At 71.9% G+C, this 21,508-nt stretch carries 21 protein-coding genes; 10 read left to right on the top strand and 11 right to left on the bottom strand.

Going from position 1 to position 21,508, the window contains the following annotated elements; genetic code table 11:
• Window positions 1–25: 25 nt before the first annotated feature.
• Together ABD140_RS21750 and ABD140_RS21755 are read right to left on the bottom strand one after the other, a co-directional pair.
• The gene (locus ABD140_RS21750) at window positions 26–931 is read right to left on the bottom strand and encodes an SDR family NAD(P)-dependent oxidoreductase (protein ID WP_344242755.1); all 906 of its coding nucleotides are present in this window, start codon (window positions 929–931) and stop codon (window positions 26–28) included.
• Complete coding sequence (locus tag ABD140_RS21755) at window positions 928–1,455, bottom strand: nuclear transport factor 2 family protein (protein WP_344242756.1); 528 nt, start codon at window positions 1,453–1,455, stop codon at window positions 928–930. Before ABD140_RS21755 ends, ABD140_RS21750 begins: the two co-directional genes overlap by 4 nt.
• Before the next feature lie 373 nt (window positions 1,456–1,828).
• Here ABD140_RS21755 and ABD140_RS21760 point away from each other — a divergent pair, with 373 nt between their 5' ends.
• The 3 genes from ABD140_RS21760 (at window position 1,829) to ABD140_RS21770 (ending at window position 4,342) form a co-directional block, all read left to right on the top strand.
• Window positions 1,829–3,004, top strand: a complete 1,176-nt coding sequence (locus ABD140_RS21760) for a 3-ketosteroid-9-alpha-monooxygenase, oxygenase component (RefSeq protein ID WP_344242757.1) — start codon at window positions 1,829–1,831, stop codon at window positions 3,002–3,004.
• Between the two features lie 103 nt (window positions 3,005–3,107).
• Complete coding sequence (locus ABD140_RS21765) at window positions 3,108–3,305, top strand: hypothetical protein (protein ID WP_344242758.1); 198 nt, start codon at window positions 3,108–3,110, stop codon at window positions 3,303–3,305.
• Complete coding sequence (locus ABD140_RS21770; RefSeq protein ID WP_344242759.1) at window positions 3,302–4,342, top strand: 2Fe-2S iron-sulfur cluster-binding protein; 1,041 nt, start codon at window positions 3,302–3,304, stop codon at window positions 4,340–4,342. The genes ABD140_RS21765 and ABD140_RS21770 overlap by 4 nt, the downstream gene beginning before the upstream one ends.
• A 58-nt stretch (window positions 4,343–4,400) precedes the next feature.
• On the opposite strand, the gene ABD140_RS21775 is transcribed toward ABD140_RS21770, so the two are convergent.
• Complete coding sequence (locus ABD140_RS21775) at window positions 4,401–5,249, bottom strand: IclR family transcriptional regulator (RefSeq protein WP_344242760.1); 849 nt, start codon at window positions 5,247–5,249, stop codon at window positions 4,401–4,403.
• An 83-nt stretch (window positions 5,250–5,332) separates the two neighbouring features.
• Between ABD140_RS21775 and hsaA the strand changes: the two genes are divergently transcribed.
• Window positions 5,333–6,502 (top strand): 3-hydroxy-9,10-secoandrosta-1,3,5(10)-triene-9,17-dione monooxygenase oxygenase subunit, encoded by a 1,170-nt coding sequence (hsaA, locus tag ABD140_RS21780; protein ID WP_344242761.1) that lies wholly within the window; start codon window positions 5,333–5,335, stop codon window positions 6,500–6,502.
• A gap of 30 nt (window positions 6,503–6,532) precedes the next feature.
• Here hsaA and ABD140_RS21785 read toward each other — a convergent pair whose 3' ends face one another.
• The gene (locus tag ABD140_RS21785; protein ID WP_344242762.1) at window positions 6,533–7,345 is read right to left on the bottom strand and encodes a MaoC/PaaZ C-terminal domain-containing protein; all 813 of its coding nucleotides are present in this window, start codon (window positions 7,343–7,345) and stop codon (window positions 6,533–6,535) included.
• A gap of 17 nt (window positions 7,346–7,362) precedes the next feature.
• Window positions 7,363–8,583: an acetyl-CoA C-acetyltransferase gene (locus tag ABD140_RS21790; RefSeq protein WP_344242763.1), complete on the bottom strand. Its 1,221-nt coding sequence runs from the start codon at window positions 8,581–8,583 to the stop codon at window positions 7,363–7,365.
• A gap of 118 nt (window positions 8,584–8,701) precedes the next feature.
• On the opposite strand from ABD140_RS21790, the gene ABD140_RS21795 reads away from it, so the two are divergent.
• Window positions 8,702–9,499, top strand: a complete 798-nt coding sequence (locus ABD140_RS21795; RefSeq protein ID WP_344242764.1) for an SDR family oxidoreductase — start codon at window positions 8,702–8,704, stop codon at window positions 9,497–9,499.
• A 37-nt stretch (window positions 9,500–9,536) separates the two neighbouring features.
• On the opposite strand, the gene ABD140_RS21800 is transcribed toward ABD140_RS21795, so the two are convergent.
• Window positions 9,537–11,174 carry an AMP-binding protein gene (locus ABD140_RS21800; RefSeq protein ID WP_344242765.1) on the bottom strand — a complete coding sequence of 546 codons (1,638 nt, stop codon included), beginning with the start codon at window positions 11,172–11,174 and terminating at the stop codon, window positions 9,537–9,539.
• Window positions 11,175–11,294: 120 nt separating this feature from the next.
• Between ABD140_RS21800 and ABD140_RS21805 the strand changes: the two genes are divergently transcribed.
• A complete protein-coding gene (locus ABD140_RS21805; protein ID WP_344242766.1) occupies window positions 11,295–11,891 on the top strand; it encodes a TetR/AcrR family transcriptional regulator in 597 nt (198 codons plus the stop codon).
• 47 nt (window positions 11,892–11,938) lie between these two features.
• Here the strand turns inward: ABD140_RS21805 and ABD140_RS21810 are convergent, their stop codons facing one another.
• The 5 genes from ABD140_RS21810 to ABD140_RS21830 all read right to left on the bottom strand — a co-directional run bounded on the left by ABD140_RS21810 (window position 11,939) and on the right by ABD140_RS21830 (window position 16,772).
• Window positions 11,939–12,694, bottom strand: coding sequence for a CoA-transferase subunit beta (locus ABD140_RS21810; protein ID WP_344242767.1), 756 nt, complete (start codon window positions 12,692–12,694; stop codon window positions 11,939–11,941).
• Window positions 12,695–12,696: 2 nt separating this feature from the next.
• A complete protein-coding gene (locus ABD140_RS21815; RefSeq protein WP_344242803.1) occupies window positions 12,697–13,551 on the bottom strand; it encodes a CoA transferase subunit A in 855 nt (284 codons plus the stop codon).
• 184 nt (window positions 13,552–13,735) lie between these two features.
• Complete coding sequence (locus tag ABD140_RS21820) at window positions 13,736–14,734, bottom strand: acyl-CoA dehydrogenase family protein (RefSeq protein WP_344242768.1); 999 nt, start codon at window positions 14,732–14,734, stop codon at window positions 13,736–13,738.
• Window positions 14,731–15,897: an acyl-CoA dehydrogenase family protein gene (locus ABD140_RS21825; RefSeq protein ID WP_344242769.1), complete on the bottom strand. Its 1,167-nt coding sequence runs from the start codon at window positions 15,895–15,897 to the stop codon at window positions 14,731–14,733. Before ABD140_RS21825 ends, ABD140_RS21820 begins: the two co-directional genes overlap by 4 nt.
• Complete coding sequence (locus ABD140_RS21830; RefSeq protein WP_344242770.1) at window positions 15,894–16,772, bottom strand: enoyl-CoA hydratase; 879 nt, start codon at window positions 16,770–16,772, stop codon at window positions 15,894–15,896. Before ABD140_RS21830 ends, ABD140_RS21825 begins: the two co-directional genes overlap by 4 nt.
• Before the next feature lie 153 nt (window positions 16,773–16,925).
• Between ABD140_RS21830 and ABD140_RS21835 the strand changes: the two genes are divergently transcribed.
• The 4 genes from ABD140_RS21835 to ABD140_RS21850 are packed head-to-tail and all read left to right on the top strand — an operon-like array spanning window position 16,926 to window position 21,478.
• Window positions 16,926–17,723, top strand: a complete 798-nt coding sequence (locus ABD140_RS21835) for an SDR family oxidoreductase (RefSeq protein WP_344242804.1) — start codon at window positions 16,926–16,928, stop codon at window positions 17,721–17,723.
• Between the two features lie 13 nt (window positions 17,724–17,736).
• Window positions 17,737–18,888, top strand: coding sequence for an acetyl-CoA C-acetyltransferase (locus ABD140_RS21840; RefSeq protein ID WP_344242771.1), 1,152 nt, complete (start codon window positions 17,737–17,739; stop codon window positions 18,886–18,888).
• Between the two features lie 53 nt (window positions 18,889–18,941).
• Entirely contained in the window at window positions 18,942–20,294 is a 1,353-nt protein-coding gene (locus tag ABD140_RS21845) for an LLM class flavin-dependent oxidoreductase (RefSeq protein ID WP_344242772.1), read from the top strand.
• Complete coding sequence (locus tag ABD140_RS21850; RefSeq protein WP_344242773.1) at window positions 20,291–21,478, top strand: flavin reductase; 1,188 nt, start codon at window positions 20,291–20,293, stop codon at window positions 21,476–21,478. The genes ABD140_RS21845 and ABD140_RS21850 overlap by 4 nt, the downstream gene beginning before the upstream one ends.
• The last annotated feature ends 30 nt before the right edge of the window (window positions 21,479–21,508 follow it).

Genomic DNA, 21,508 nt, shown 5'->3' on the forward strand with positions numbered 1-21,508 from the left:
GCACTCCGCGCAGCCGGAACCGCGGTCAGGAGGAGGGTTCGGCGAGCACCGGGAAGACCTCCCGGGGATCCACCGGCTCACCCTGGGCGGTGAGGTGCTCGGCGCGCGAGCGCAGCGCCGCGGTGCCGCGCTCGTCGTCGGAGAAGATCCAGAACCCGCCGGCCGCGATCTGGGCGACCATGTGCTCGGCGGCCTCCACCGGGTCGAGCCCGGAGGCGACGTTGGCCTCCTGCATCGAGGAGAAGAGGCGGTCGGCGAGCGGGTCGCCGCTCGGCGCCGCGGCCTGCGCGTCGAGGAAGATCCGGCTGCGCACCGAGTGCGGCAGCACGGCGCAGACCTGGATCGGCGCGCCGGTGAGGCTGATCTCCTGGTGCAGGCACTCGGTCAGGGCCAGGACGGCGTGCTTGGTGACGATGTAGGGGGTCTGGAGCGGCACGGTCCGCACGCCGCCGACCGAGGACAGGTTCGCCACGACGGCCGGCCGCCCCGCCTCGATCATGCGCGGGACGAACGAGCGTACGCAGTGGAACACCCCGTCGACGTTGATGGACATCACCTGCCGCCACCGGGTGACGGGGATCTCCCACAGCCAGCCGGAGCTCTCGATGCCCGCGTTGTTGACGAGCAGGTCCACGCCGCCGTACGTGTCGAAGACGTGCGCGGCCATCCGGTCGACGGCGTCCGCGTCGGTGACGTCGACCTCGTACGGCTCCGCGAGGCCGCCGCCCGCCCTGATGTCACCGGCGACCGCCTCGGCACGGGTGCCGTCGACGTCCGCGACGACGACCCGCATGCCCAGCGCGGCCAGATGACGGACGAACCCCTCCCCGATGCCCGCGGCTCCGCCGGTCACCAGCGCGGTCCCTCCCGCGAATCGCTCGGCCGCGCTCGTCACATGCCCTCCCGCGGTCTTCTCGGAATCCCGGTTCATGCCGCTCCCGTGTTCCCGGTGGCGGACGTCCCGCTGACCGGGCGGCCGGCGAGAACGGTCTCACCGCCTTCGGGGAAGCGCGGGAGGGCGTCCATGAAGTCGATGACGACCTCGAGTGAACGGAGGACGGGGCGGCGGGGGCCGGCGACCACGCTTCCCGAGACGATCCCCGAGGTGAGGTTCTTCGGCGCCCCGTTCACGTTCTTCGTCACGAGCATGTACGAGGAGAAGCGCGTCTCCCCGCCTTCGACGCCGGTGACGTGGACGTTGGTCGCGAAGTGCCGGATCGGGAAGGGGCTGACCATGCGGTGGCTGGACTGCCACGACACCACCGCTTCGGCGCCGGTCAGCTCGCAGCGGATGCTCTCCTCGTAGGGGGCGTCGCCGGTGTCGCTGCGGGAGGAGAAGTGCACCTCCTCGTGCAGCAGTTCGCGCAGCGTGGCGAAGTCGCCCTGGTCGTAGGCGAACCACCAGAGCGAGACCAGCTCGGTGACGTCGGCGACCGGGATGGCTGGGGTGGGCACGAGGCATCTCCCATCGTGGTGCGGGGGAACACGGACCCGGCCACGGTAGGAAGGGCCGCCACCTGCTCAGAAGGGGGTTTCCCGGTCATCGGCCAAAACGGGAGAACGGTTCTGTACGCCCCGGCAGACTGGTCGAAACAGCACTTTCGGCAGTCGGTTCGGTACTCGCCGTGAGGGTCGATCTCCGGCCGGGTCACGGCCCGCCCCTCCCTCCCGATCAGCGGGAGACCTCCTGGTGAGGGGCTCGGGCGCCGCCTTAGCTTCGAAGCGGAGGGAGACCTGCCTCACATCCGTTCGGCGGCCCGCCGTCTGCGTCCCCGGCAGACGGCGGGCCGCCCCGGACCGACATCGAATCCCGACTCTGGAGCTTTTCGTGACCACCCCACAGACCGCCGACGGCGACGGAGTCCGTGTGATCGAGGCGGCGGCGCCTCCCGCGCGTTATGCGCGGGGGTGGCACTGCCTCGGCCTGATCGAGCATTTCAACGACGGAAAGCCGCACGCGGTGCAGGCGTTCGGCACCAAGCTGGTGGTGTTCGCCGACAGCAGCGGCAAGCTGAACATCCTCGACGGCTACTGCCGGCACATGGGCGGAGACCTGTCCCAGGGCCAGGTGAAGGGCGACGAGGTCGCCTGCCCCTTCCACGACTGGCGCTGGGGCGGCAACGGCCGGTGCGCGAGCATCCCGTACGCCCGGCGCGTGCCGCCGCGGGCGCGGACGAAGTCGTGGCCGGTGCTGGAGCGCAACGGCCAGCTCTACGTCTGGCACGACCCGCAGGGCAACCCGCCTCCGCCGGAGGTGACGATCCCCGAGATCGAGCAGTACGGCACTCCCGAATGGACGTCGTTCACCTGGAACCAGGTGCTGATCGAGGGGTCGCACTGCCGGGAGATCGTCGACAACGTCGTGGACATGGCCCACTTCTTCTACATCCACTACTCGTTCCCGACGTTCTTCAAGAACGTCTTCGAGGGTCACGTCGCCTGGCAGTACATGAACAGCAAGGCGCGCCCGGATGTGGACCTGGGCACCGGCAACTCCGACGACAAGATGACCATCTCCGAGGCCGCCTACTACGGCCCGTCCTACATGATCAACCCTTTGAAGAGCATCATGGGGGAGCGGACGATGGAGAGCATCCTCATCAACTGCCACTACCCGGTGTCGCCGACCAGTTTCGTGCTCCAGTGGGGCGTGATGGTCAAGAAGGCCGAGGGCATGAGCGACCAGGAGGCGGAGCAGTACTGCGCCGCGGTCGCCAAGAGCGTGGGGGCGGGCTTCCTTCAGGACGTGGAGATCTGGCGGAACAAGGCCAAGATCGACAATCCGCTGCTGTGCGAGGAGGACGGCCCGGTCTACCAGCTGCGCCGCTGGTACGAGCAGTTCTACGTCGATGTCGAGGACGTCGCGCCCGAGATGGTCAACCGGTTCGAGTTCGAGATCGACACCGACCGGGCCAGGGAGTTCTGGAAGAGGGAAGTCGACGAGAACCTCGCCGAGGGGCGCCTCGTCACGGTGGCGCCCTCCCAGGCGGGGACCGACAGCTGAACGTGCCCGGGGGCGGAGCACCCCCGGCCGCCTTTCGAAGAACCAAGTCGAGGAGATGTCCGTGTACCCGGTGTCCTGCCACCGCTGTGGGACCTGCGTCCTGGTGAAGAAGAACAGTCTCGCTCACACCGAGATCCAGTGGACCACCGAGACGGACCGGTGCGCGGAACTGGGAAAGACCGTCCGGCCGGACGTCCTGCACAGCGTCACGCCGACCTGCGAGGCGCTGCGCGACAGCGTCGAGGCGTCCGTGCGCGGCGGGCTGCTCCCGGTTCCGGATGTTGAGGAGCGAGTCCTTTGAGCGAGACCAGCGCCTGCACGCTGACGGTCCTCGACGTCGTCGAGGAGACCGCGGACGCCCGATCACTGATCCTGGGCGTCCCCGAGGAGCTGGGGGACCGGTTCGACTACCGGCCCGGCCAGTTCCTCACCCTGCGCATCCCCGGCGCCGAGGGGCGGGGGAGCGCCCGCTGCTACTCGCTGGCCAGCGCGCCCGGCGTCGACCCCGACCTGAAGGTCACGGTCAAACGGGTGGACGGCGGCGTGGGATCCAACTGGATCTGCGACAACGTCCGCCCGGGGCAGACGATCGAGGTGCTGCCCCCGGCCGGGGTGTTCACGCCCGAACGGCTGAACGGCGACCTGCTGCTCTTCGCCGGCGGCAGCGGCATCACACCGGTGATCTCCATCGTCAAGGCGGTGCTCGCCCAGCCGGAGGGCACGGTGGTGCTGTGCTACGCCAACCGCGACGAGTCCTCGGTGATCTTCTCGGCCGAGCTGCGCGAACTGGCGGCCCGCGCCCCCGGCCGGCTCCAGGTGATCCACCTGCTGGAGAGCGTCCAGGGCCTGCCGACGGCCGATGCCCTGGCCGCCCTCGCCGCGCCCTTCGCCGGACGCGACGCGGCGTTCGTCTGCGGCCCGGCCCCGTTCATGGAGGCCGTCGCCGAGGCGCTCGGCCGGGCCGGGATGCCCAAGCAGAAGATCGTCCTGGAGAGGTTCCACTCCCTGAGCGGAGACCCGTTCGCCGAACGGGAACCGGTGCCCGAGGCCGATGGCGACACCGGGGCCGCGAAGCTCTCGGTGACGCTGAACGGCAACGTGCACGAGTTCCGCTGGCCCGCCGAGACCAAGCTGCTGGACCTGCTGCTGGCCCGGGGGCTCAAGGCGCCCTACTCCTGCGGGGAGGGCAACTGCGCGGCGTGCTCCTGCAGGGTGGTCAGCGGGGAGGTCAAGATGCTGGTCAACGACATCCTCGAGGAGGAGGACCTGGAGGAGGGCTGGGTGCTGGGCTGCCAGAGCGTCCCGGTCACCGGCGAGGTCGAGATCAGCTTCGACTGAGCGGACGGCCGGGGCGGTCTGCGCGCGGGCACGGCGGCCCCGGCTGGCGGCCTCGGCGTCAGAGCCAGTCGGTCATCCTGGGCCACGTGGCCCAGGAGTCGAGCGTCCCGGTCGGCCAGTCGCCGACCGGAGCGCCCTCGGAGCCGCGCAGCGGCAGGGACGGGCGTGCCTGCGTGGCGGACCAGATCCGCAGCGCCGCCTGCTGGACGGCGGGCGAGAGGCGGGTGAAGTCGAGCTGCCGGGCCGGCCCGCACACCGACAGGGCCGCCACGGCGGGTCCCGGACCCCGGACCGCCGCGGCGACGCACGCGATGCCGCGCACCGCCTCCTCGCGTTCGAACGCCACACCGTGCTCGCGCACCCGCTGCAGTTCGCGGACGAACTGGGCGGGGTCGGTGATCGTGAACCGGGTCCGCGCCTTGAGCCCGCTCCGGAGCACCTCCCGGACCGCGTCGTCGCCGGCGTAGGCCAGGAGCGCCTTGCCCACCGCGGTGCAGTAGGCCGGGGCGCGCCCGCCGACCCGCGCGGGTGCCCCGTTCTCCACGGGGCCCTCGATCCTCTCCAGGTAGACGACCTCGGCGCCGTCCAGCACGGCGAGGCGCACGCCGTGGCGGCCTGAGGCGCTCAGCCCGCGCATGAGGGGCAGTGCGGCCTCGCGGAGCGCGTTCTGCTGCAGGGCGAGGGAGCCGAGTTCGAGCATCCGCAGGCCGAGCTGGTAGTTCCTGCCCTCCCGGGCGAGCCAGCGGACGGCCACGAGCCGCTCGAGGATGCGGTGCACCGAGGAGCGCGGCAGCCCGCTGCGGCGGACCACCTGGGAGAGGGAAAGCGGGGCAGAGCCGTCGAAGGTGTCGAGGACGCGAACGACCCGGTCGATCATCGAGGTGGGTGCGGGGTCGTCGCCTTCCATGCTTTCTTCCTACTCAACGGGAGACTCTTCGGTGGGAAATGTGGCCTAGCATACACAGACCGCTTCGACAGGAAGGAAAGGCCATGACGGGCGAGGGAACGCGCGAGGCCGTGGCTGGAATTCTTCCCGATCTGCGGGAGAGGGCGCCTCGGGCGGATCGCGACCGGGCCATCCCGCGCGCGTCCATCGAAGAGCTCGCCTCGGCGGGCGTGTTCCGGATGCTGGCGCCGCGGCGGTTCGGCGGCGCGGAGGCCGGGATGATCCCGTTCTTCGAGGTGGTCCGCGACGTCTCGTCGGCCTGCGGGTCGACCGGCTGGCTGACGAGCTGGTTCGGGGTGCACACGTGGCACCTCGCCCTCTTCCCCGCCGGGGCGCAGGAGGACGTGTGGGGCTCCGGGCCGGACGCGCTCCTGACCGCCGCCTACGCGGCGACCGGTCACATCGTCGAGGTCCCGGGCGGATACCGGATCCAGGGGCGGTGGAGCTGGGCGGTCGGATGCGAGCACGCGGACTGGGCGCTGCTGGGGGGCATGCTCGCCGCGTCGGACGGTTCGCCCGCCGACCTCGTGACCTTCCTCGTCCCCATGGCGGACCTGCGGATAGAGCACAACTGGGACACCGTCGGGCTGCGCGCGACGGCCAGCCACGACCTCGTGGCCGCGGACGTCTTCGTGCCCGCCCACCGGACGCTGAGCTTCGCGCCCTGCCTGCGGTGCAGCGCCCCGGGGCAGGCGGTGAACCAGGGGCCGCTCTACCGGCTGCCGCTCCCGTCGATGTTCGCCGCCGCGACCGCCGTGCCCGTCATCGGCATGGCGGAGGGGGCGTACGCCATGCTGGTCGGATGGCTGCGCACCCGCCTCGGCATGGCCTGGGCGGGGCTCGCGACGATCAGCGACGACTTCAACAACGCGCGCCTGGCCGCGGCGGGCGCCGATCTCGACGCCTCATGGCTGCAGCTCCTGCGCGACATGCGCGAGCTCGTCCGGCACACCGAGGCCGACGAGCCCATCCCGGCGGTGCTGCGCAGACGGGTCCGGCGCGACCAGGTGGTGGCGACGCAGCGCGCCGCCGCGGCGGTGGACCAGCTGTTCGAGCACTCGGGCGGCGAGGTGGTACGGACGGGCAACCCCATCGAGCAGGCGTGGCGCAACATCCACACCACCCAGGCCTACGCCCTCAACGACCTCGACCGCACCCTGGCCATGTACGGGGCGGGGGAGCTGGCGATCGAGACCCAGCCGCCCATGGTGTGAGTCCGCGCCGCCGGCTCCCCCGGTCCCGCGTCAGCCGCCGAACCCCGCGCGGCCGGAGCCCAGGACGGTCCGCCCGTCCTTGCCCACCTCGAAGGCCGCCGAACGGCCTTCCACGTGCGCCGCGAGCGAGAGCACGTCGCCCGGGAGGACCGGGGAGGTGAAGCGGACCTCGGCCTCCCGCAGGTCGGCCGGGTGCTCGCCCAGGGCGCGGGCCAGGCCGACCAGGCTCGTGGCCATCGTGCACAGGCCGTGCAGGATGGGCCGCTCCTGGCCGATCGCCCGGGAGGCGGCGGGGTCGATGTGGATGGCGTGCCGGTCGCCGCAGAGCCGGTAGAGCGCCGCCTGCTCGGCGAACGTCGCCACCGGTGCCGTCAAGCCGGGGGGTCCGCCGCCGGCGGCCGCCCTGCCGCCCGGACCGCGCTCGCCGCCGAATCCGCCCTGGCCGGGAGCGAAGATCGACCAGCGGGCGACGAAGCAGGGGCTGTCCACCCGCACCTCGAAGACGGCCGCCGAACCCTTGTCCCACACCGCTTCCACCCGGGCGGACATCGTCAGCTCGCCCCGGGGAGGCAGGTCGGCGAGCACCTCCAGCCGCTGCGCGCCGTGCAGGGCGCGTCCCGCGTCGAAGGCGCCCAGGCCGCCGAGCGCGTCCGGTGCCCACTGCGCGAGCGTCAGCCCGAAGGTGGGGAGGGTCCGGAGGCGGTCCTCGAAGACCAGGTCGAGCTCGTCGGCCCTGGCTCCCACGGCCAGCGCGTAGAGGATCGCGTCGCGCTCCGTCCACGAGACGGTCCGCTCTCCGAGGTCGTGGCCGATCCACGCACTGGCGGGCCGGTCGTCCATCATGGTTCTCCCTTCCCCGCTCAGGACAGGCGCTCGAGGATGAGCGCCATGCCCTGGCCGCCCGCCGCGCACATGGTGACCGCGCCGAGCCGCCCGTCGCGGTGCCGCAGCCCGTTGACGAGGGTGGTGGTCAGGCGGGCGCCCGTCATGCCGAAGGGGTGGCCGAGGGCGATCGCGCCGCCGTGGACGTTGACCCGGTCGAGGTCCAGGCCGAGGTCGTCGCACACGGGCAGCACCTGGGCGGCGAACGCCTCGTTGATCTCGACGAGGTCGAGGTCGCGGGCGGTCAGTCCCGCGTGCTCCAGGGCGCGGCCCATGGCCTCGGTCGGGCCCAGCCCCATGATCTCCGGGGAGAGCGCCGAGACGCCGGTGGCGAGGATCCGCGCCAGCGGCGTCAGGCCGAGGTCGCGGGCACGCACGTCCGACATGACGACCAGGGCCGCCGCGCCGTCGTTCAGCGGGCAGCAGTTCGCCGCCGTGACGGTGCCGTCGGGCCGGAAGACGGGCTTGAGGGAGGAGACCGACTCGAGGGCCACCCCGGCGCGCGGGCAGTCGTCACGGGTGACGACGCCGCCGTCGGGCAGCGTGACCGGGGTGATGTCGAGGTCGAAGAAGCCGTCGGCGACGGCCTTCTCCGCGAGGTTCTGGCTGCGGACGCCGAACTCGTCCTGCCGCTGTCGGCTCACCCCTTTGAGCTGCGCGACGTTCTCGGCGGTCTGGCCCATGGCGATGTAGGGGTCGGGCAGCTCCCCGGCGGCGCGCGGGTCCGTCCAGGCCGCGGTTCCGGCGGCGGTCCTGGACTGTGACCTGGCCTCGGCCTCGGCGTAGCGCGGGTTGCGGGTGTTCTCCAGCCCGTCGGACTTGCCGAAGCCGTAACGCGAGACGCACTCGACTCCGGCCGAGACGAAGGCGTGGCCCTCGCCGGCCTTGATGGCGTGCAGCGCCATCCGCGTGGTCTGGACGCTGGAGGCGCAGTAGCGCTGCACGACGGTGCCGGGGACGTTGTCGAGGCCCACGCCGATGGCGGTCTGCCGGGCGAGGTTGTATCCCTGCTCCCCGGCGGGCTGCGCGCAGCCCACCATGATGTCGTCGAGGGAGGCGGGATCCAGCGCGGGGACCTGGTCGAGCGCGGCGGTGACCATCTGGACCAGCAGGTCGTCGGCGCGCATGTCCTTCAACGAGCCCTTGTAGGCCCGGCCGATGGGGGAGCGGGCCATCGCGACGATGACTGCCTCGGGCATGTCCACCTCCAGAACGATGCGGAATTCCGGTCTTCTACCGGAGTTCCAGGGGGTGTTACGCTACCTAACAAACATTTGGTAGACAACCTCCGCCGTGGGCTGAGGGGGAGGAGCCGAAATGGCGCTGGAGATCGATCTGTCGGGCCGCGTCGTCCTGGTGACGGGCGGCGCGCGCGGGGTCGGAGCCGGAATCGTGCGGACCTTCCAGGAGGCCGGCGCGGTCGTCGAGATCTGCGGGCGCACCTCGCCGGGTCCGGGAGGAGAAGGCCCCGAGCCGCGGTTCAGCCAGGTGGACGTGCGGGAGGAGGAGCAGGTCCGGCGCTGGGTGGACGAGGTGGCACAGCGGCACGGCCGCATCGACGTGGCGGTGAACAACGCCGGGGGAGGGCCCTTCGCCGGCTTCGCCTCCGCCTCGCCGCGCTTCCACCGGAGGATCACCGACCTCAACTTCCTCTCGGCGGTGTTCGTCTCCCAGTTCGTCTTCCCGGTCATGAACGCCCGGGAAGAGGGGGGATCCGTCGTGAACATCACGTCGATCAGCGCCCGCCGCCCCAGCCCCGGGACGGCGGTGTACGGCGCGGCCAAGGCGGCGCTGGAGAGCCTCACCAGGAGCCTTGCCGTCGAGTGGGCGCCCCGGGTGAGGGTCAATGCCGTCAGCTGCGGGCTCGTGGAGACCGAGGGGTCCGCCGACCATTACGGCGACTCCGAGCAGCAGGCGAGGGTGGCCGCGACCATCCCGCGCGGGGTGTTCGCCAAACCGCAGGAGGTCGGAGCCGCCTGCGTCCTGCTCGCCTCGCCGCTCGCCTCGCACATCAGCGGCGCCGTGCTCAACGTGGACGGCGGCGGGGAGTGGCCCGCGTTCCTGCAGCACGCGCCGGGCACCGAGAGGCTGCCGGGACAGGCCTCCGCCGGGTGATCGGTGTGGCCGCGCCCTGAGGCGCGGCCACACCGCCTCAGCGGGCCGAAGGCCGCGCACCCAGCTCCGCCTTGAGGATCTTGCCGCTCGCGTTGCGCGGCAGCGCGTCCACGAAGACGACCTCGCGGGGCACCTTGAAGTTCGCCAGCCGGTCCCGGCAGTGGGCGATGACGGCGCCGGGGTCGGGCGCGGCGCCGGGCCGGGAGACGACGTAGGCCACCGCGACCGACCCCAGCCGCGCGTCCGGCCCGGCCACGACGGCGGCTTCGGAGACGTCCGGATGGGCGGTCAGGGCACCCTCCACCTCGGCGGGGTAGACGTTGAACCCGCCGACGGTGAACATCTCCTTGAGCCGGCCCGTGAGCTTCAGGCAGCCGTGCTCGTCGAGGCGGCCGATGTCGCCGGTGCGGAACCAGCCGTCCTCGTCGATCGCGGCGCGGGTGGCCTCCTCGTCCTCGAAGTAGCCGAGCATCACGTTGCGGCTCCGCACGAGGATCTCCCCGTCCGATCCGACGGGTACCTCCGAGCCGTCGGCGAGGTCGACGAGGCGGAGCTCGACGCCGTCGACCGCCGGGCCCGTCGTCTCCTCCACGTGCGCGGGGTCCTCGTTAGGCCGGGAGCGGCTCACCATGACGCATTCGGTGAGCCCGTACGCCTGGGCGACCTCGGCGAATCCGAGTTCCTCGCGCATCCTGTGGAACAGCGCGTCGGGCACCGTGGCCGCTCCCGCGGTGGCGAAACGCAGCGAGGAGAGGTCGTAGTCGCCCAGGCGCGGGTGGTCGAGGAGCGTGGTGAAGATGGTGGGGGCGCCCGGAAGCACGGAGATGCGCTCGTTCTGGACGAGCTCCATGAGCCGTTCGGCGTCGAAGGCGGCGACGGGATAGATCGCCGAGCCGGAGCCCAGGGCGGCGAGGATGCCGGCCTTGTAGCCGAAGGTGTGGAAGAACGGGTTGACCAGCGCGTACCTGTCCTGCGGGGTCAGGCCCGCGCCGGAGGCCCAGATCCGCGCCACGTCGACCGTCTGGCGGTGGGCGCTCATGACGCCCTTGGGGAGGCCGGTCGTGCCGGAGGTGAAGAGGATGTCGCACACGTCGTCGGGCCGCACCTTCTCGGCGGCGGCCCGGGCGGCTTCGGCGGGGACCTCCTCGGCCAGGGCCAGGAAGTCCGTCCAGCCGATCGCTCCCTCCGGCGCGCCCCTCCCGGGCTCACCGGAGGGCGGCACGTCCACCACGGCGCCCAGGTGGGGCAGGCCGGGCACGGGGCCGGTGGCGTCCCCGCCTTCGTGCCCGGCCGCCGCGGCCCGTAGCATGCCGAGGAAGTCATTGCCGAGGAAGCCGTTCGAGGTGATCAGTACGGAGGCGCGGGACCTGGCCAGGATGGCGGCCGCCTCGTGCCCGCGGTACCGGGTGTTGAGCGGCACGACGCAGGCGCCGGCCGACAGCGAGCCGAGCAGGGCGGCGACGAACTCCGCCCGGTTGGGCGTCCAGATCGCCACGCGGTCTCCGGGCCCCAGGCCGAGGGCCAGGTGGGAGCGCGCGACCCGTTCGGCGAGTTCCGCGAGTTCCCGGTAGTCCAGCCGGACGTCCCCGTCGACGACGGCGGGGCGGGAGCCGAACCGCAGGGCGGCGCCGCGCAGCAGCGCCGGTACGGTCGTGCCGGGTTCGAAGGTGTGCATGATCTTCCTTCATTGACCAAATGTTTGTTAGGTATGATGGTCGGAGGGGCGTGCGCACGGCACGGTCCCCCAGCGGAAAGGGAGGCCCTCATGGGGGTGGCGAGGTCGCGTGGAACGGCCGTGAAAGAGGAGGCGGCCGACGCCAGGCGCAACCGGCGCGAGCACCTCCTGGAGGCCGCGGTCGAGCTCTTCGCGACCAAGGGCTACGCCGCGACGACGATGCGCGACATCGCCGACGCCTCGGGCATCCTGGCGGGGAGCATCTACCACCACTTCGCCTCCAAGGAGGCGATGCTCGACGAGGCGCTCCGCGATTTCCTCGTGCGCCTGTACGAGCGCTTCGCGGCCGCCGAGAGGGCGGGCGACGATCCGCGCGAGACGCTCAGCCGGCTGGTCAGGATCTCCTTCCTCAGCATCCACGAGTCCCCGCACGCGGTCGCGGTGTACCAGAACGAGACCGGCAGCGACGTCCTGCGCAAGGAGGCGTTCGCCTACGTCACCGACTACGGCAACCGCATCGAGCAGGTCTGGCTCCGCGTGCTCACCACGGGACAGATGTCCGGGATGGTCCGGCCGGACTTCGACGTGAAGGTGGGCTACCTCTTCATCCGCGACGCCATCTGGTCGGCGGTGCGCTGGTACCGGCCCGGCGGCCAGATGACCCCGGAGAACCTCGCCGAGCAGTACCTCGGCCTGCTCTACAAAGGCCTGGACTGAAAGAGCGGCCGCCCGCGGGACGGCCGCCCTCGGGCGGCGCCCCGCGCTCAGGCCGGGACCTCGCGGGAACGCAGGGACTTCGGATCGAGGACCTCGCGGATCAGCCGCAGCTCCTCGGAGGTCGGTGCGCGGGTCTCCGCGGCGTCCGCCCCGTCCAGCTCGAAGCCGGTGTTGCGCTGCACCTCCTCGACGGTGACGCCGGGGTGCACGGACCTGATCCGCAGCCGACCGTCGGGCCCGTAGTCCAGGACGGCGAGGTCGGTGATGACGACTCCGAGGTCGTGGAACCGCAGGGCCGCGCCCCCGTTCGCCCGAGCCCGGTCGTTGCCGACGCCCGAGACGACGTCGACCCGCTCGACGAAGACCCTGGCCGAGTGCCGGGAGACCCAGTAGTTCGTCCGGTGGTTCACGGTGTTGCCCGGCGCGCCGCGGACGCCGATCAGCTGCCGCTTGGGCCGCCGCCAGTCGCCGATGCAGGAGATGTTCTGGTTGCCGTACCGGTCGAGCTGGCTCGCCCCCATCATGCTCTGGCGGCGGCCCGACTGCAGGATGTCGAAGATGCTGCTGAAGGGCGCCCAGGCCTCGACCACCCCTCCGTCGGCGGCCGTCTTGCCCAGAGGCGCGGGCTCGCTCATGAAGAACGCCTCGCCGTCGGACAGCACGAGGTCGGGGGAGTGGGTGAGCCGCGCCAGGCGCGCGCTGAGCGCCGGGACGGTCCCCACGGCGTGCGCCAGCACCTCTCCGGCGTCGCGCCAGGAATCGGAGGCGGCGACGACGCAGACTTCCGCTCGGGTGAACTCCATGGTCAGGCACTCCTCGTTCCGGTGCTGGCGAAGTCGGCGACGGCGGCCTGGTACCGGCTCTCGTCCCCGCGCAGGTAGGCCTCCTCGAAGCGGCTCCAGGACTCGGCGTCCTTGGCCGCGGCGGCGTACTCCCGCTGGAACGCCTCGTCGCGGTCGTAGTCGGGGACGCAGGAGGTGAAGTGGGCGCCGCGCGGCGTCTCGATCACGCCGTTGACGTACATCCGCCGGACGAGCAGGGACTGGAAGGGCGCCTCGCGCAGCCGCTCGGTCGGGACGACCTCCTCGCAGCTGAGGTAGCAGCGGTCGGCCGCCATGGAGTACAGGTCGTCGAAGTACGGGTCGGGGCCGAGGTACTGGCCGTTGCCCGCGGCGTCGGCGCGGTTGAGGTGGATCAGTGCGACGTCCATGCGCAGCGCCGGCATCGCCACGTACTCCTCCCCGTCGGCGTAGGGGGAGGTGACGGTGCGCAGCTCCGGGTTCATGGTGAGGACGTCGGAGGCCAGGCCCGCCCGCGTGGGCAGGAACGACAGCCGCTGGGCCGCCGCCTTCAGGCCGGCCACGAACATGCCCTCGTCGTACTCGGCGATCTCCACCGTCCCGCTCTCCCTGGCCGCCCGGAAGTGGGGGTCGAGCGGGATGCTGTCCAGGGAGACGAAGCCGTAGGCCACCTTGCGCACCTTTCCGGCGGCGCAGAGCAGCCCGACGTCGGGCCCTCCCAGGCTCACGACCGTCAGGTCGGTGACGTCGGTGCGCAGCAGCGCGCGGACGAGCGCCATGGGCTTGCGCCGGGAACCCCAGCCGCCTATGCCCACGGTCATCCCCGACTCGATCGTGGAGGCGAACTCCTCCACGGACATCGTCTTGTCACTCAACGAGGTGACTCCTCTCCCCGGCACGGGGTCCGCGCCGGACGCGGAAGCGTTCCGACGGACACTTGCGTGAAAAGATCGCTTCGGCATCCCGAACCGACAGTATGCACCAAACGGTCATTTGTTTGAATAAGGATGGTCGGTCCGCCTTCTGGTGGACTTTCCCGCCCCCTCATGCGGTCGCGGTGGTGATGGCGGCGAGCACCCTGCCGCGGTGGAAGGCCGGGGTGCCCCAGGCCGTGACCAGGGCGCGGATCTTGTTGATCCACAGGCCGAGGTCGTACTCCTCGGTGTAGCCGATCGCCCCGTGCGTCTGGAGCGCGACGCGGGAGGCGAGGTAGGCGGCCTCGGCGGAGGCGACCTTGGCGGCCGAGACGTCGCGCGGGGCGTCGGCGCTCTTGGTGGCGAGCGAGACGGCGGCGCCGTGGATCAGCGGGCGGGCGAAGTCGAGGGCGACCCGGACGTCGGCGAGCATGTGCTTGAGCGCCTGGTACTCGCCGATGACCCGGCCGAACTGCCTGCGGGACTTGGTGTACTCCACGGAGGTGGCCAGCGCCCGCTCCCCGGCGCCCAGCAGCTGTGCGGAGCAGGCCAGCGCGGCGGTGTCCAGAGCCTCCGCCACGACGGCGTCATCGAGCCGAGCGAGGTCCTCCCCGGGCAGGACCTCGAACAGCCGCCGCGAACGGTCAACGGACACGCGCAGGTCACCCGCCGTCGCGATGGACAGCGCCGTTCCGTCGAGGTGGAGCACCATTTGGGCGGCGTCGGCGTCGAGGGCGAACGGTGTCGCAGGGGGAGCCGCGACGGTGACGATCGCCGTGCCGTCCGCCAGGCCCTCCAGCGCGGGCAGGGCGGGAGAGGCGTCGCCGGCCGCGGTGAGCAGCGCGGGGGCGAGGACCACCGACTCGACGTACGGGCCGGGCGCGAGGTGGCGGCCCAGCGCCTCGAAGGCGACCACCACGTCGATGGGCTCGGCGGAGAGCCCGCCGTGCTCCTCAGGGATGCGGAGCGCGGTCACGCCGACGTCCGCCAGCCGCCGCCACAGGTCGAGCCCGCCGGAGAGGTCGCCGTTCGCCCAGCTCCGCGAGACGGAGGGCACCTCGGCCTTTCCCAGCAGGTCGTCGAGCGCTTCGGCGAAGCCGCGGTGCTCGTCGGTCAGAGCGAATCTCATCGCTTCCCCCTCGGCAGGCCCAGCAGGCGCTCGGCCACGATGTTGCGCTGGATCTCGTTCGTTCCGGCGTAGATGGGTCCGGAGAGGGCGAACAGGTAGCCGTCCATCCAGGCGCCGCCGGCCGCCGCGCCCTCGTCGCGCAGTTCGGCCTCCGGGCCGAGCAGGTCGAGCGCCGTCTCGTGCAGCCGCACGTCGAGCTCCGACCAGAAGATCTTGTTGACGCTGCCGTCGGCGCCGATGTCGCCGCCGCCGGTGAGCCGGGCGACGGTCCCGAAGGTGTAGAGGCGGTAGGCCTGCGCGGCGATCCAGGCGTCGGCGACGCGCTCTCCCAGCGAGGCGGGGGCCTCCCGGCCGCGCTCCTTCCACAGCGCGGCCAGCCGGTCCGCCGCCGCGCAGAAGCGGCCGGGGGAGCGCAGGGACAGGCCGCGCTCGTTCCCGGCGGTGCTCATCGCGACACGCCAGCCGTCGCCGGGGGTGCCGAGGACGTCGGCGTCGGGCACGAAGACGTCCTCGAAGAAGATCTCCGCGAAGCCGGGGTGCCCGTCGAGCTTGCCGATCGGGCGGACGGTGATCCCCTCGGCGTCCAGCGGGAACAGGAAGTAGGTCAGGCCCCGGTGCCGCTCCTGCGAGGGGTCGGACCGGAAGAGCCCGAAGCCGCGGTGCGCGAACGCCGCGCGGGAGCTCCAGGTCTTCTGGCCGTTCAGCACCCAGCCGCCGCGGGCGTCGTCGCGGACCGCGGTGCTCCGCAGCGCCGCGAGGTCGCTTCCCGCCTCGGGCTCGGACCACGCCTGCGCCCAGACCTCGGAGCCGTCGGCCATCGGGCGCAGGTAGCGCTCCTTCTGCCCGGCGGTCCCGTATTCGAAGATGATCGGGGCGAGCAGGGAGATGCCGTTCTGGGCGACGCGCGAGGGCGCGCCCGCGCGGTAGTACTCCTCCTCGAACAGGACCCACTCCAGGAGGGAGGCGTCGCGGCCGCCGTAGGCGGCGGGCCAGGAGACGACGGACCAGCCGCCTTCCGCGAGGGTCCGCTCCCACTCGCGGTGCGCGGTGAATCCCTCGGGGGTGTCCATGTTCGCCAGGGGCTCGGCGGGCACGTGCTCGCGCAGCCAGGCCCGCGCCTCCTCCCGGAAGGCGTTCTCGCGTTCATCGAGGTCGAGGTTCATCGGGCTCCCTCGGCGCGCTTGTTGGCCTCGGCCATGCCGCGTGCGTCCAGACCCGCCAGCGAGTCGGCGCTCACCTCGGCGTTGTGGGCGTGCGCGGCGTGGTGCAGGCCGAAGACCGAGTCCATGCCGGACCGCATGCCCTGGAGGTCCTCGGCCTGGTTGATCGCCTTCTTCGTCAGCGCGAGGCCGAAGCTCGGCATGTCGCTGATGCGCTCGGCGAGCTCCACGACCTCGGACTCCAGCCGCTCCCTCGGCACCACGTGGTTGACCATGCCGAGGTCGTGGGCGCGCTGCGCGCTGAAGCGGCCTCCGGTGTAGAGGAACTCCTTGGCCGCGCGCGGGTTCATCACCCACGGGTGGGCGAAGTACTCCACCCCGGGGATGCCCATGCGCACGACGGGGTCGGAGAAGAAGGCGTCCTCGGACGCGACGATGAAGTCGCAGGACCAGGCGAGCATCAGGCCGCCCGCGATGCAGGCGCCCTGGACCATGGCGATCATCGGCTTGGGGATCTCCCGCCAGCGGCGGCACATGCCCAGGTAGACCTCGGCCTCGCGGGCGAGCCTGCGGTCGACGCCCTGCTTGCGGGTGTGGTCCCACCAGATGACGGCCTTGCGCTCGAAGGACTCGTCGATGTCGCGGCCAGGGGTGCCGATGTCGTGTCCGGCGCAGAAGTGGTCGCCGTTCCCGGCGAGCACGATGACCTTGACGTCGTCGTCGTCGACGGCCCGGACGAACGCGGCGTCGAGCGCGTAGGTGACCTTGGAGTTCTGCGCGTTGCGGTACTCGGGCCGGTTCAGCGTCACGAAGGCGACCGGACCGCGGCGCTCGTAGAGGACGACCTGCTCCTCGGACGCGGGCTGTTCACTGCTCATCGAATCTCGTCTCCCTCTGAGCGGTCATGGGGGTTGCGTGCCGCCCCATAGAACGTATACCAAACAAATGTTTGATTTAGTATGGTCGCTCCCGACTTCGGCCGCCACCCCCACGGCCGAACGGAGCCAGGAGACGGAGAAACGCACGTGGACCTGACGAGAACCGAGCAGCCGGCACCCGACTACGTGCCCGGACACGGGCTGCTGGCAGGACGCACCGTCGTGGTCACCGCCGCGGCGGGGGCCGGCATCGGCTCGGCCGCCGTCCGGCGCTGCCTGGAGGAGGGCGCCCGCGCGGTCGTCCTCGGCGACACCCACGAGCGCCGGCTCGAGGAGGCGGTCGGCGCGCTCGGTGAGGAGTTCGGCGCCGACCGGGTCGCCGCGGTGCCCTGCGACGTGACGAAGGAAGAGCAGGTCGCGGCGCTGCTGGACGCGGCGGAGCCGTTCGGCGGCGTCGACGTGATGATCAACAACGCCGGGCTCGGCGGCACCGCCTCCCTGCTGGAGATGACCGACGAGCAGTGGCAGAAGGTCCTGGACATCACCCTCACCGGCACCTTCCGCTGCGTCCGCGCCGCGGGAAGGCGCATGGCCGGGGCGGGGCGCAAGGGCGTGATCGTCAACAACGCCTCGGTCGTCGGCTGGCGCGCCCAGGAGGGTCAGGCCCACTACGCGGCGGCCAAGGCCGGGGTCATGGCCCTGACCAGGTCCGCCGCGATGGACCTCGCCCCGCACGGCATCCGGGTCAACGCCGTCTCGCCGAGCCTGGCCATGCACCCGTTCCTGGAGAAGGTCACCACCCCGGAGTTCCTCGCCGAGCTCAAAACCAAAGAAGCGTTTGGTAGAGCAGCGCAGCCCTGGGAGATCGCCAACGTCATGGTGTTCCTCGCCAGCGGCTACTCCTCCTACCTCACGGGCGAGGTCGTGTCCGTGAGCAGCCAGCACCCCTGAGAGGAGACACCCCATGGCCGAGGCCTACATCATCGACGCGGTCAGGACGCCCGTCGGCCGCCGCGGCGGCGCCCTCGCCGCCGTCCACTCCGCCGATCTCGGCGCCCACGTGCTGTCCGCCCTGGTGGACCGCGGCGGGTTCGACCCGGCCCGGGTCGACGACGTGATCTTCGGATGCAACGACACCGTCGGCTCGCAGGCCGGGGACATCGCCCGCACCGCCTGGCTGGCCGCGGGCCTGCCCGACCACGTGCCCGGCGTGACCATCGACCGGCAGTGCGGCTCCAGCCAGCAGGCCGTGCACTTCGCCGCGCAGGGCGTCATGTCGGGCACCGCCGACCTCATCGTGGCGGGCGGCGTGCAGAACATGTCGGCCATCCCCATCTCCACCTCGATGACCGTCGGCGAGCAGTTCGGCTTCACCACCCCCTTCGCCGAGTCCGAAGGCTGGACCGCGCGGTACGGAGACCAGGAGGTCTCCCAGTTCCGCTCCGCCGAGATGATCGCCGAGAAGTGGGGGATCACCCGCGAGGAGATGGAGGCGTACGCGCTGGAGAGCCACCGCCGCGCCGTCACCGCGACTGACAAAGGCCGCTTCGCCAAGGAGATCGCCCCGCTCAGAGGGCTCTCCGCCGACGAGGGGCCGCGCCGCGACACCAGCCTGGAGAAGATGGCCGGGCTCAAGGCCCTCCGCGAAGGAGGACGGCTCACCGCCGCCGTCGCCAGCCAGATCAGCGACGCCGCGTCGGCGCTCCTGGTCGCCTCCGAACGCGCCGTCGCCGAGCTCGGCCTCACCCCCCGGGCCCGGATCCACCACATCTCGGTACTGGCCGACGACCCGATCTGGATGCTGACCGGACCGATCCCCGCCACCAGGCGCGCCCTGGAGCGGACCGGCCTGTCGATCGGCGACATCGACCTCTTCGAGGTCAACGAGGCCTTCGCCTCGGTCGTGCTCGCCTGGCTCAAGGAGACCGGCGCCGACCCGGAGCGGGTCAACGCCAACGGCGGGGCCATCGCCCTCGGCCACCCGATCGGGGCCACCGGCACCCGGCTGATGACGACCATGCTGCACGAGCTGGAGCGGCGGGGCGGGCGCTACGCGCTCCAGACGATGTGCGAGGGCGGCGGCCAGGCCAACGTGACGATCATCGAGCGGCTCTGACCGGCGTCCCCTTCCCCGATCACCACAAGCAGACGTCCACGCAGGGAGAGAACATGAGTGACAACGGTCGCCAGATGCACCTGGCGGTCTTCGCCCAGGGGCTGGGAGCCGCGCAGTCGGTGTGGCGGTCTCCACGGACGGAGCCCGGCAAGGTCCACACGCTGGAGCACTGGACGAAGGTCGCCCAGGTGGCCGAGGCCGGCAAGCTCGACGCCGTCTTCATCGCCGACGCGCTCAACCTCAGCACCTCGATCGGCACCGACGCCAGCGAACGCCCCGACCCGATCGTCATCCTGTCCGCGCTGGCGGCGGTGACCTCGCGCATCGGCCTCATCGGCACCAGCTCCACGACCTACGGCGCGCCCTTCACCGTGGCCCGCCAGTTCGCGACCCTCGACCACATGAGCGGCGGCCGCGCCGGGTGGAACATCGTGACCACCGCCATCGGCACCGCCGCGGGCAACTTCGGCAGCGCCGAGCTGCCCGCGCACGCCGACCGCTACGAGCGGGGCGAGGAGTTCGTGGAGGTCGTCACCCGGCTGTGGGACGCCTGGCGGGACGACGCCGTCGTCCTGGACCGGGAGTCCGGGGTCTACGCCGACCTGGGGCGGATCCGGCAGATCGACCACCAGGGCAAGCACTTCACCGTCCGGGGACCGCTGACCATCCCGCGCTCCCCGCAGGGGTGGCCGCTGCTCGTCCAGGCCGGCTCGTCCCCGGCGGGCATGAACCTGGCCTCGCAGTTCGCGGACATGGTGTTCACCACCCAGTTCGACATCGAGGACTCCAGGGCGTTCGTCTCCCAGATGCACGAGCTGGCGTCCGCCAAGGGCCGCGGCCCGCACGCGGTCGCCGTCATGCCCGGCATCACCCCGATCATCGGCCGGACCAAGGAGGAGGCGCGCGAACTCGCCCGCGAGCTCGGCGAGCTGGTCCGCCCCGAGGCGACCCTGGCCTTCATGCAGCAGATGTTCGGCGGCGTCGACTTCACCGTCTTCGACCTCGACGAGCCCTTCCCCGACGTGCGCGGCCTCATGCCCGCCCACGCGAGCGTCTCGCGCCCCGCGCTGTTCATGGCGATGGCAGAGGAGGAGGGGCTGACGCTGCGGCAGGTCGCGCAGCGCATCGGGCTCAGCACCGGGCACCGCTCCCTCGTCGGCACGCCCGACGAGATCGCCGACGACCTGGTCCGCTGGTTCGAGGCCGGGGCCGCGGACGGGTTCAACCTCATGCCCGCCGACCTGCCCCGGGGCCTGGAGGACTTCGTCGAGGCGGTCGTGCCGCGGCTCCAGGACCGCGGCGTCTTCCGCAAGGAGTACACCGGGAGCACCCTGCGCGAGCACCTCGGAGCCCCGGCGCCGACCCCCGTCCAGGGCGGCGGCACGCTCATGGCGGACGCCCGATGACCGGCACGCGGGCGCCCTTCGACGCCAAGCGCTTCCGCGAGGTCCTCGGCCACTTCCCGACCGGCGTGGTGGTCATCACCGGCATCGCCGAGGACGGCGAGCCGGTGGGGATGGTGGTCGGCTCGTTCACCTCGGTCTCCCTGGAACCGCCGCTCGTCGCGTTCCTGCCGAGCAGGACTTCGAGCAGCTACGCGAAGCTGCGCACGGCTTCGTCCTTCTGCGTCAACGTGCTCGCCGCAGACCAGGAGGACCTGTGCCGGCGGTTCGCCTCCAAGACGGGCGACAAGTTCGCCGGTGTCGACTGGCGCGCCGCCTCTTCGGGAGCACCGGTGCTGGAGGAGGCCGTCGCCTGGATCGACTGCGACTTCTCCGAGACCATCGAAGCGGGGGACCACGACATCGTCCTGGGCGCGGTCCGCGACCTCGGGGTGCTGAACTCCGTCCCGCCGCTGCTGTTCTTCCAGGGCGGATACGGCGCGTTCTCCCCGGGCGCCCTGGTCGCCCCGTACGAGAGCGACCTCCTCGGCCAGATCAAGATCGCCGATCTGGCCCGGGAGCACATGGAGAGGCTGTCGGCCGACCTGCAGCTGGAGTGCTACGCGCAGTCCATCGTCGCCGACGAGCTCGTCATCGTCGCGGGCTCGGGAACGGCGAAGAGCACCGTCCACGGCCACATCGGCCGCCGGATGCCCTTCGCCCCGCCGTACGGCGCGCTGTTCGTCGCCGACCGCGGGGACGAGGCGGTCGACGCCTGGCTGGCCAGACGCAACCTCCCCCTGACCGACACCGACCGGGCGTTCTACCGGGACATGCTCGCCCGGGTCCGGGAGCGCCGCTGGTCGCTGGCCCTGCGGGCGCCCGACCACGACGAGGTCTGGGAGGAGATCGACCGCTTCTCCACCGCACCGCGCACGCCCGAACTGGAGCGCCTGACGGGCGCGCTCCTCGAGCGGATCAAGGGCTCCTACGAGCCCGGCGACCTCGAGCCCGGACGGCTGTACGACGTCCGGCTCCTGGGCGCCCCGGTATACGGGCCCGACGGCTCGGTGGCGCAGGTCCTCGCGCTCTTCGGCATGCCGCCGCAGGCCGACGTGGAGCAGATCACCGCCTGGCTGAAGAGGCTGACCGGCGCGGCCGAGGCCGTCACCGAGGCCATCGGCGGACGCGCGCCGCAGGCGGGCTGACCGGTCGCCCGCTCCCGCCGCGCGGCGGGA

Source organism: Actinocorallia libanotica (assembly GCF_039525175.1).
Classification (GTDB): Bacteria; Actinomycetota; Actinomycetes; order Streptosporangiales; family Streptosporangiaceae; genus Actinocorallia; species Actinocorallia libanotica.

Bases quoted from the DNA above. Each gene is read 5' to 3' on its own strand.
- ABD140_RS21750 (WP_344242755.1), bottom strand. From the start codon at position 931: ATGAACCGGGATTCCGAGAAGACCGCGGGAGGGCATGTGACGAGCGCG.
- ABD140_RS21775 (WP_344242760.1), bottom strand. From the start codon at position 5,249: ATGGAAGGCGACGACCCCGCACCCACCTCGATGATCGACCGGGTCGTT.
- hsaA (WP_344242761.1), top strand. From the start codon at position 5,333: ATGACGGGCGAGGGAACGCGCGAGGCCGTGGCTGGAATTCTTCCCGAT.
- ABD140_RS21785 (WP_344242762.1), bottom strand. From the start codon at position 7,345: ATGATGGACGACCGGCCCGCCAGTGCGTGGATCGGCCACGACCTCGGA.
- ABD140_RS21790 (WP_344242763.1), bottom strand. From the start codon at position 8,583: ATGCCCGAGGCAGTCATCGTCGCGATGGCCCGCTCCCCCATCGGCCGG.
- ABD140_RS21795 (WP_344242764.1), top strand. From the start codon at position 8,702: ATGGCGCTGGAGATCGATCTGTCGGGCCGCGTCGTCCTGGTGACGGGC.
- ABD140_RS21800 (WP_344242765.1), bottom strand. From the start codon at position 11,174: ATGCACACCTTCGAACCCGGCACGACCGTACCGGCGCTGCTGCGCGGC.
- ABD140_RS21810 (WP_344242767.1), bottom strand. From the start codon at position 12,694: ATGGAGTTCACCCGAGCGGAAGTCTGCGTCGTCGCCGCCTCCGATTCC.
- ABD140_RS21815 (WP_344242803.1), bottom strand. From the start codon at position 13,551: ATGTCCGTGGAGGAGTTCGCCTCCACGATCGAGTCGGGGATGACCGTG.
- ABD140_RS21820 (WP_344242768.1), bottom strand. From the start codon at position 14,734: ATGAGATTCGCTCTGACCGACGAGCACCGCGGCTTCGCCGAAGCGCTC.
- ABD140_RS21825 (WP_344242769.1), bottom strand. From the start codon at position 15,897: ATGAACCTCGACCTCGATGAACGCGAGAACGCCTTCCGGGAGGAGGCG.
- ABD140_RS21830 (WP_344242770.1), bottom strand. From the start codon at position 16,772: ATGAGCAGTGAACAGCCCGCGTCCGAGGAGCAGGTCGTCCTCTACGAG.
- ABD140_RS21840 (WP_344242771.1), top strand. From the start codon at position 17,737: ATGGCCGAGGCCTACATCATCGACGCGGTCAGGACGCCCGTCGGCCGC.
- ABD140_RS21845 (WP_344242772.1), top strand. From the start codon at position 18,942: ATGAGTGACAACGGTCGCCAGATGCACCTGGCGGTCTTCGCCCAGGGG.
- ABD140_RS21850 (WP_344242773.1), top strand. From the start codon at position 20,291: ATGACCGGCACGCGGGCGCCCTTCGACGCCAAGCGCTTCCGCGAGGTC.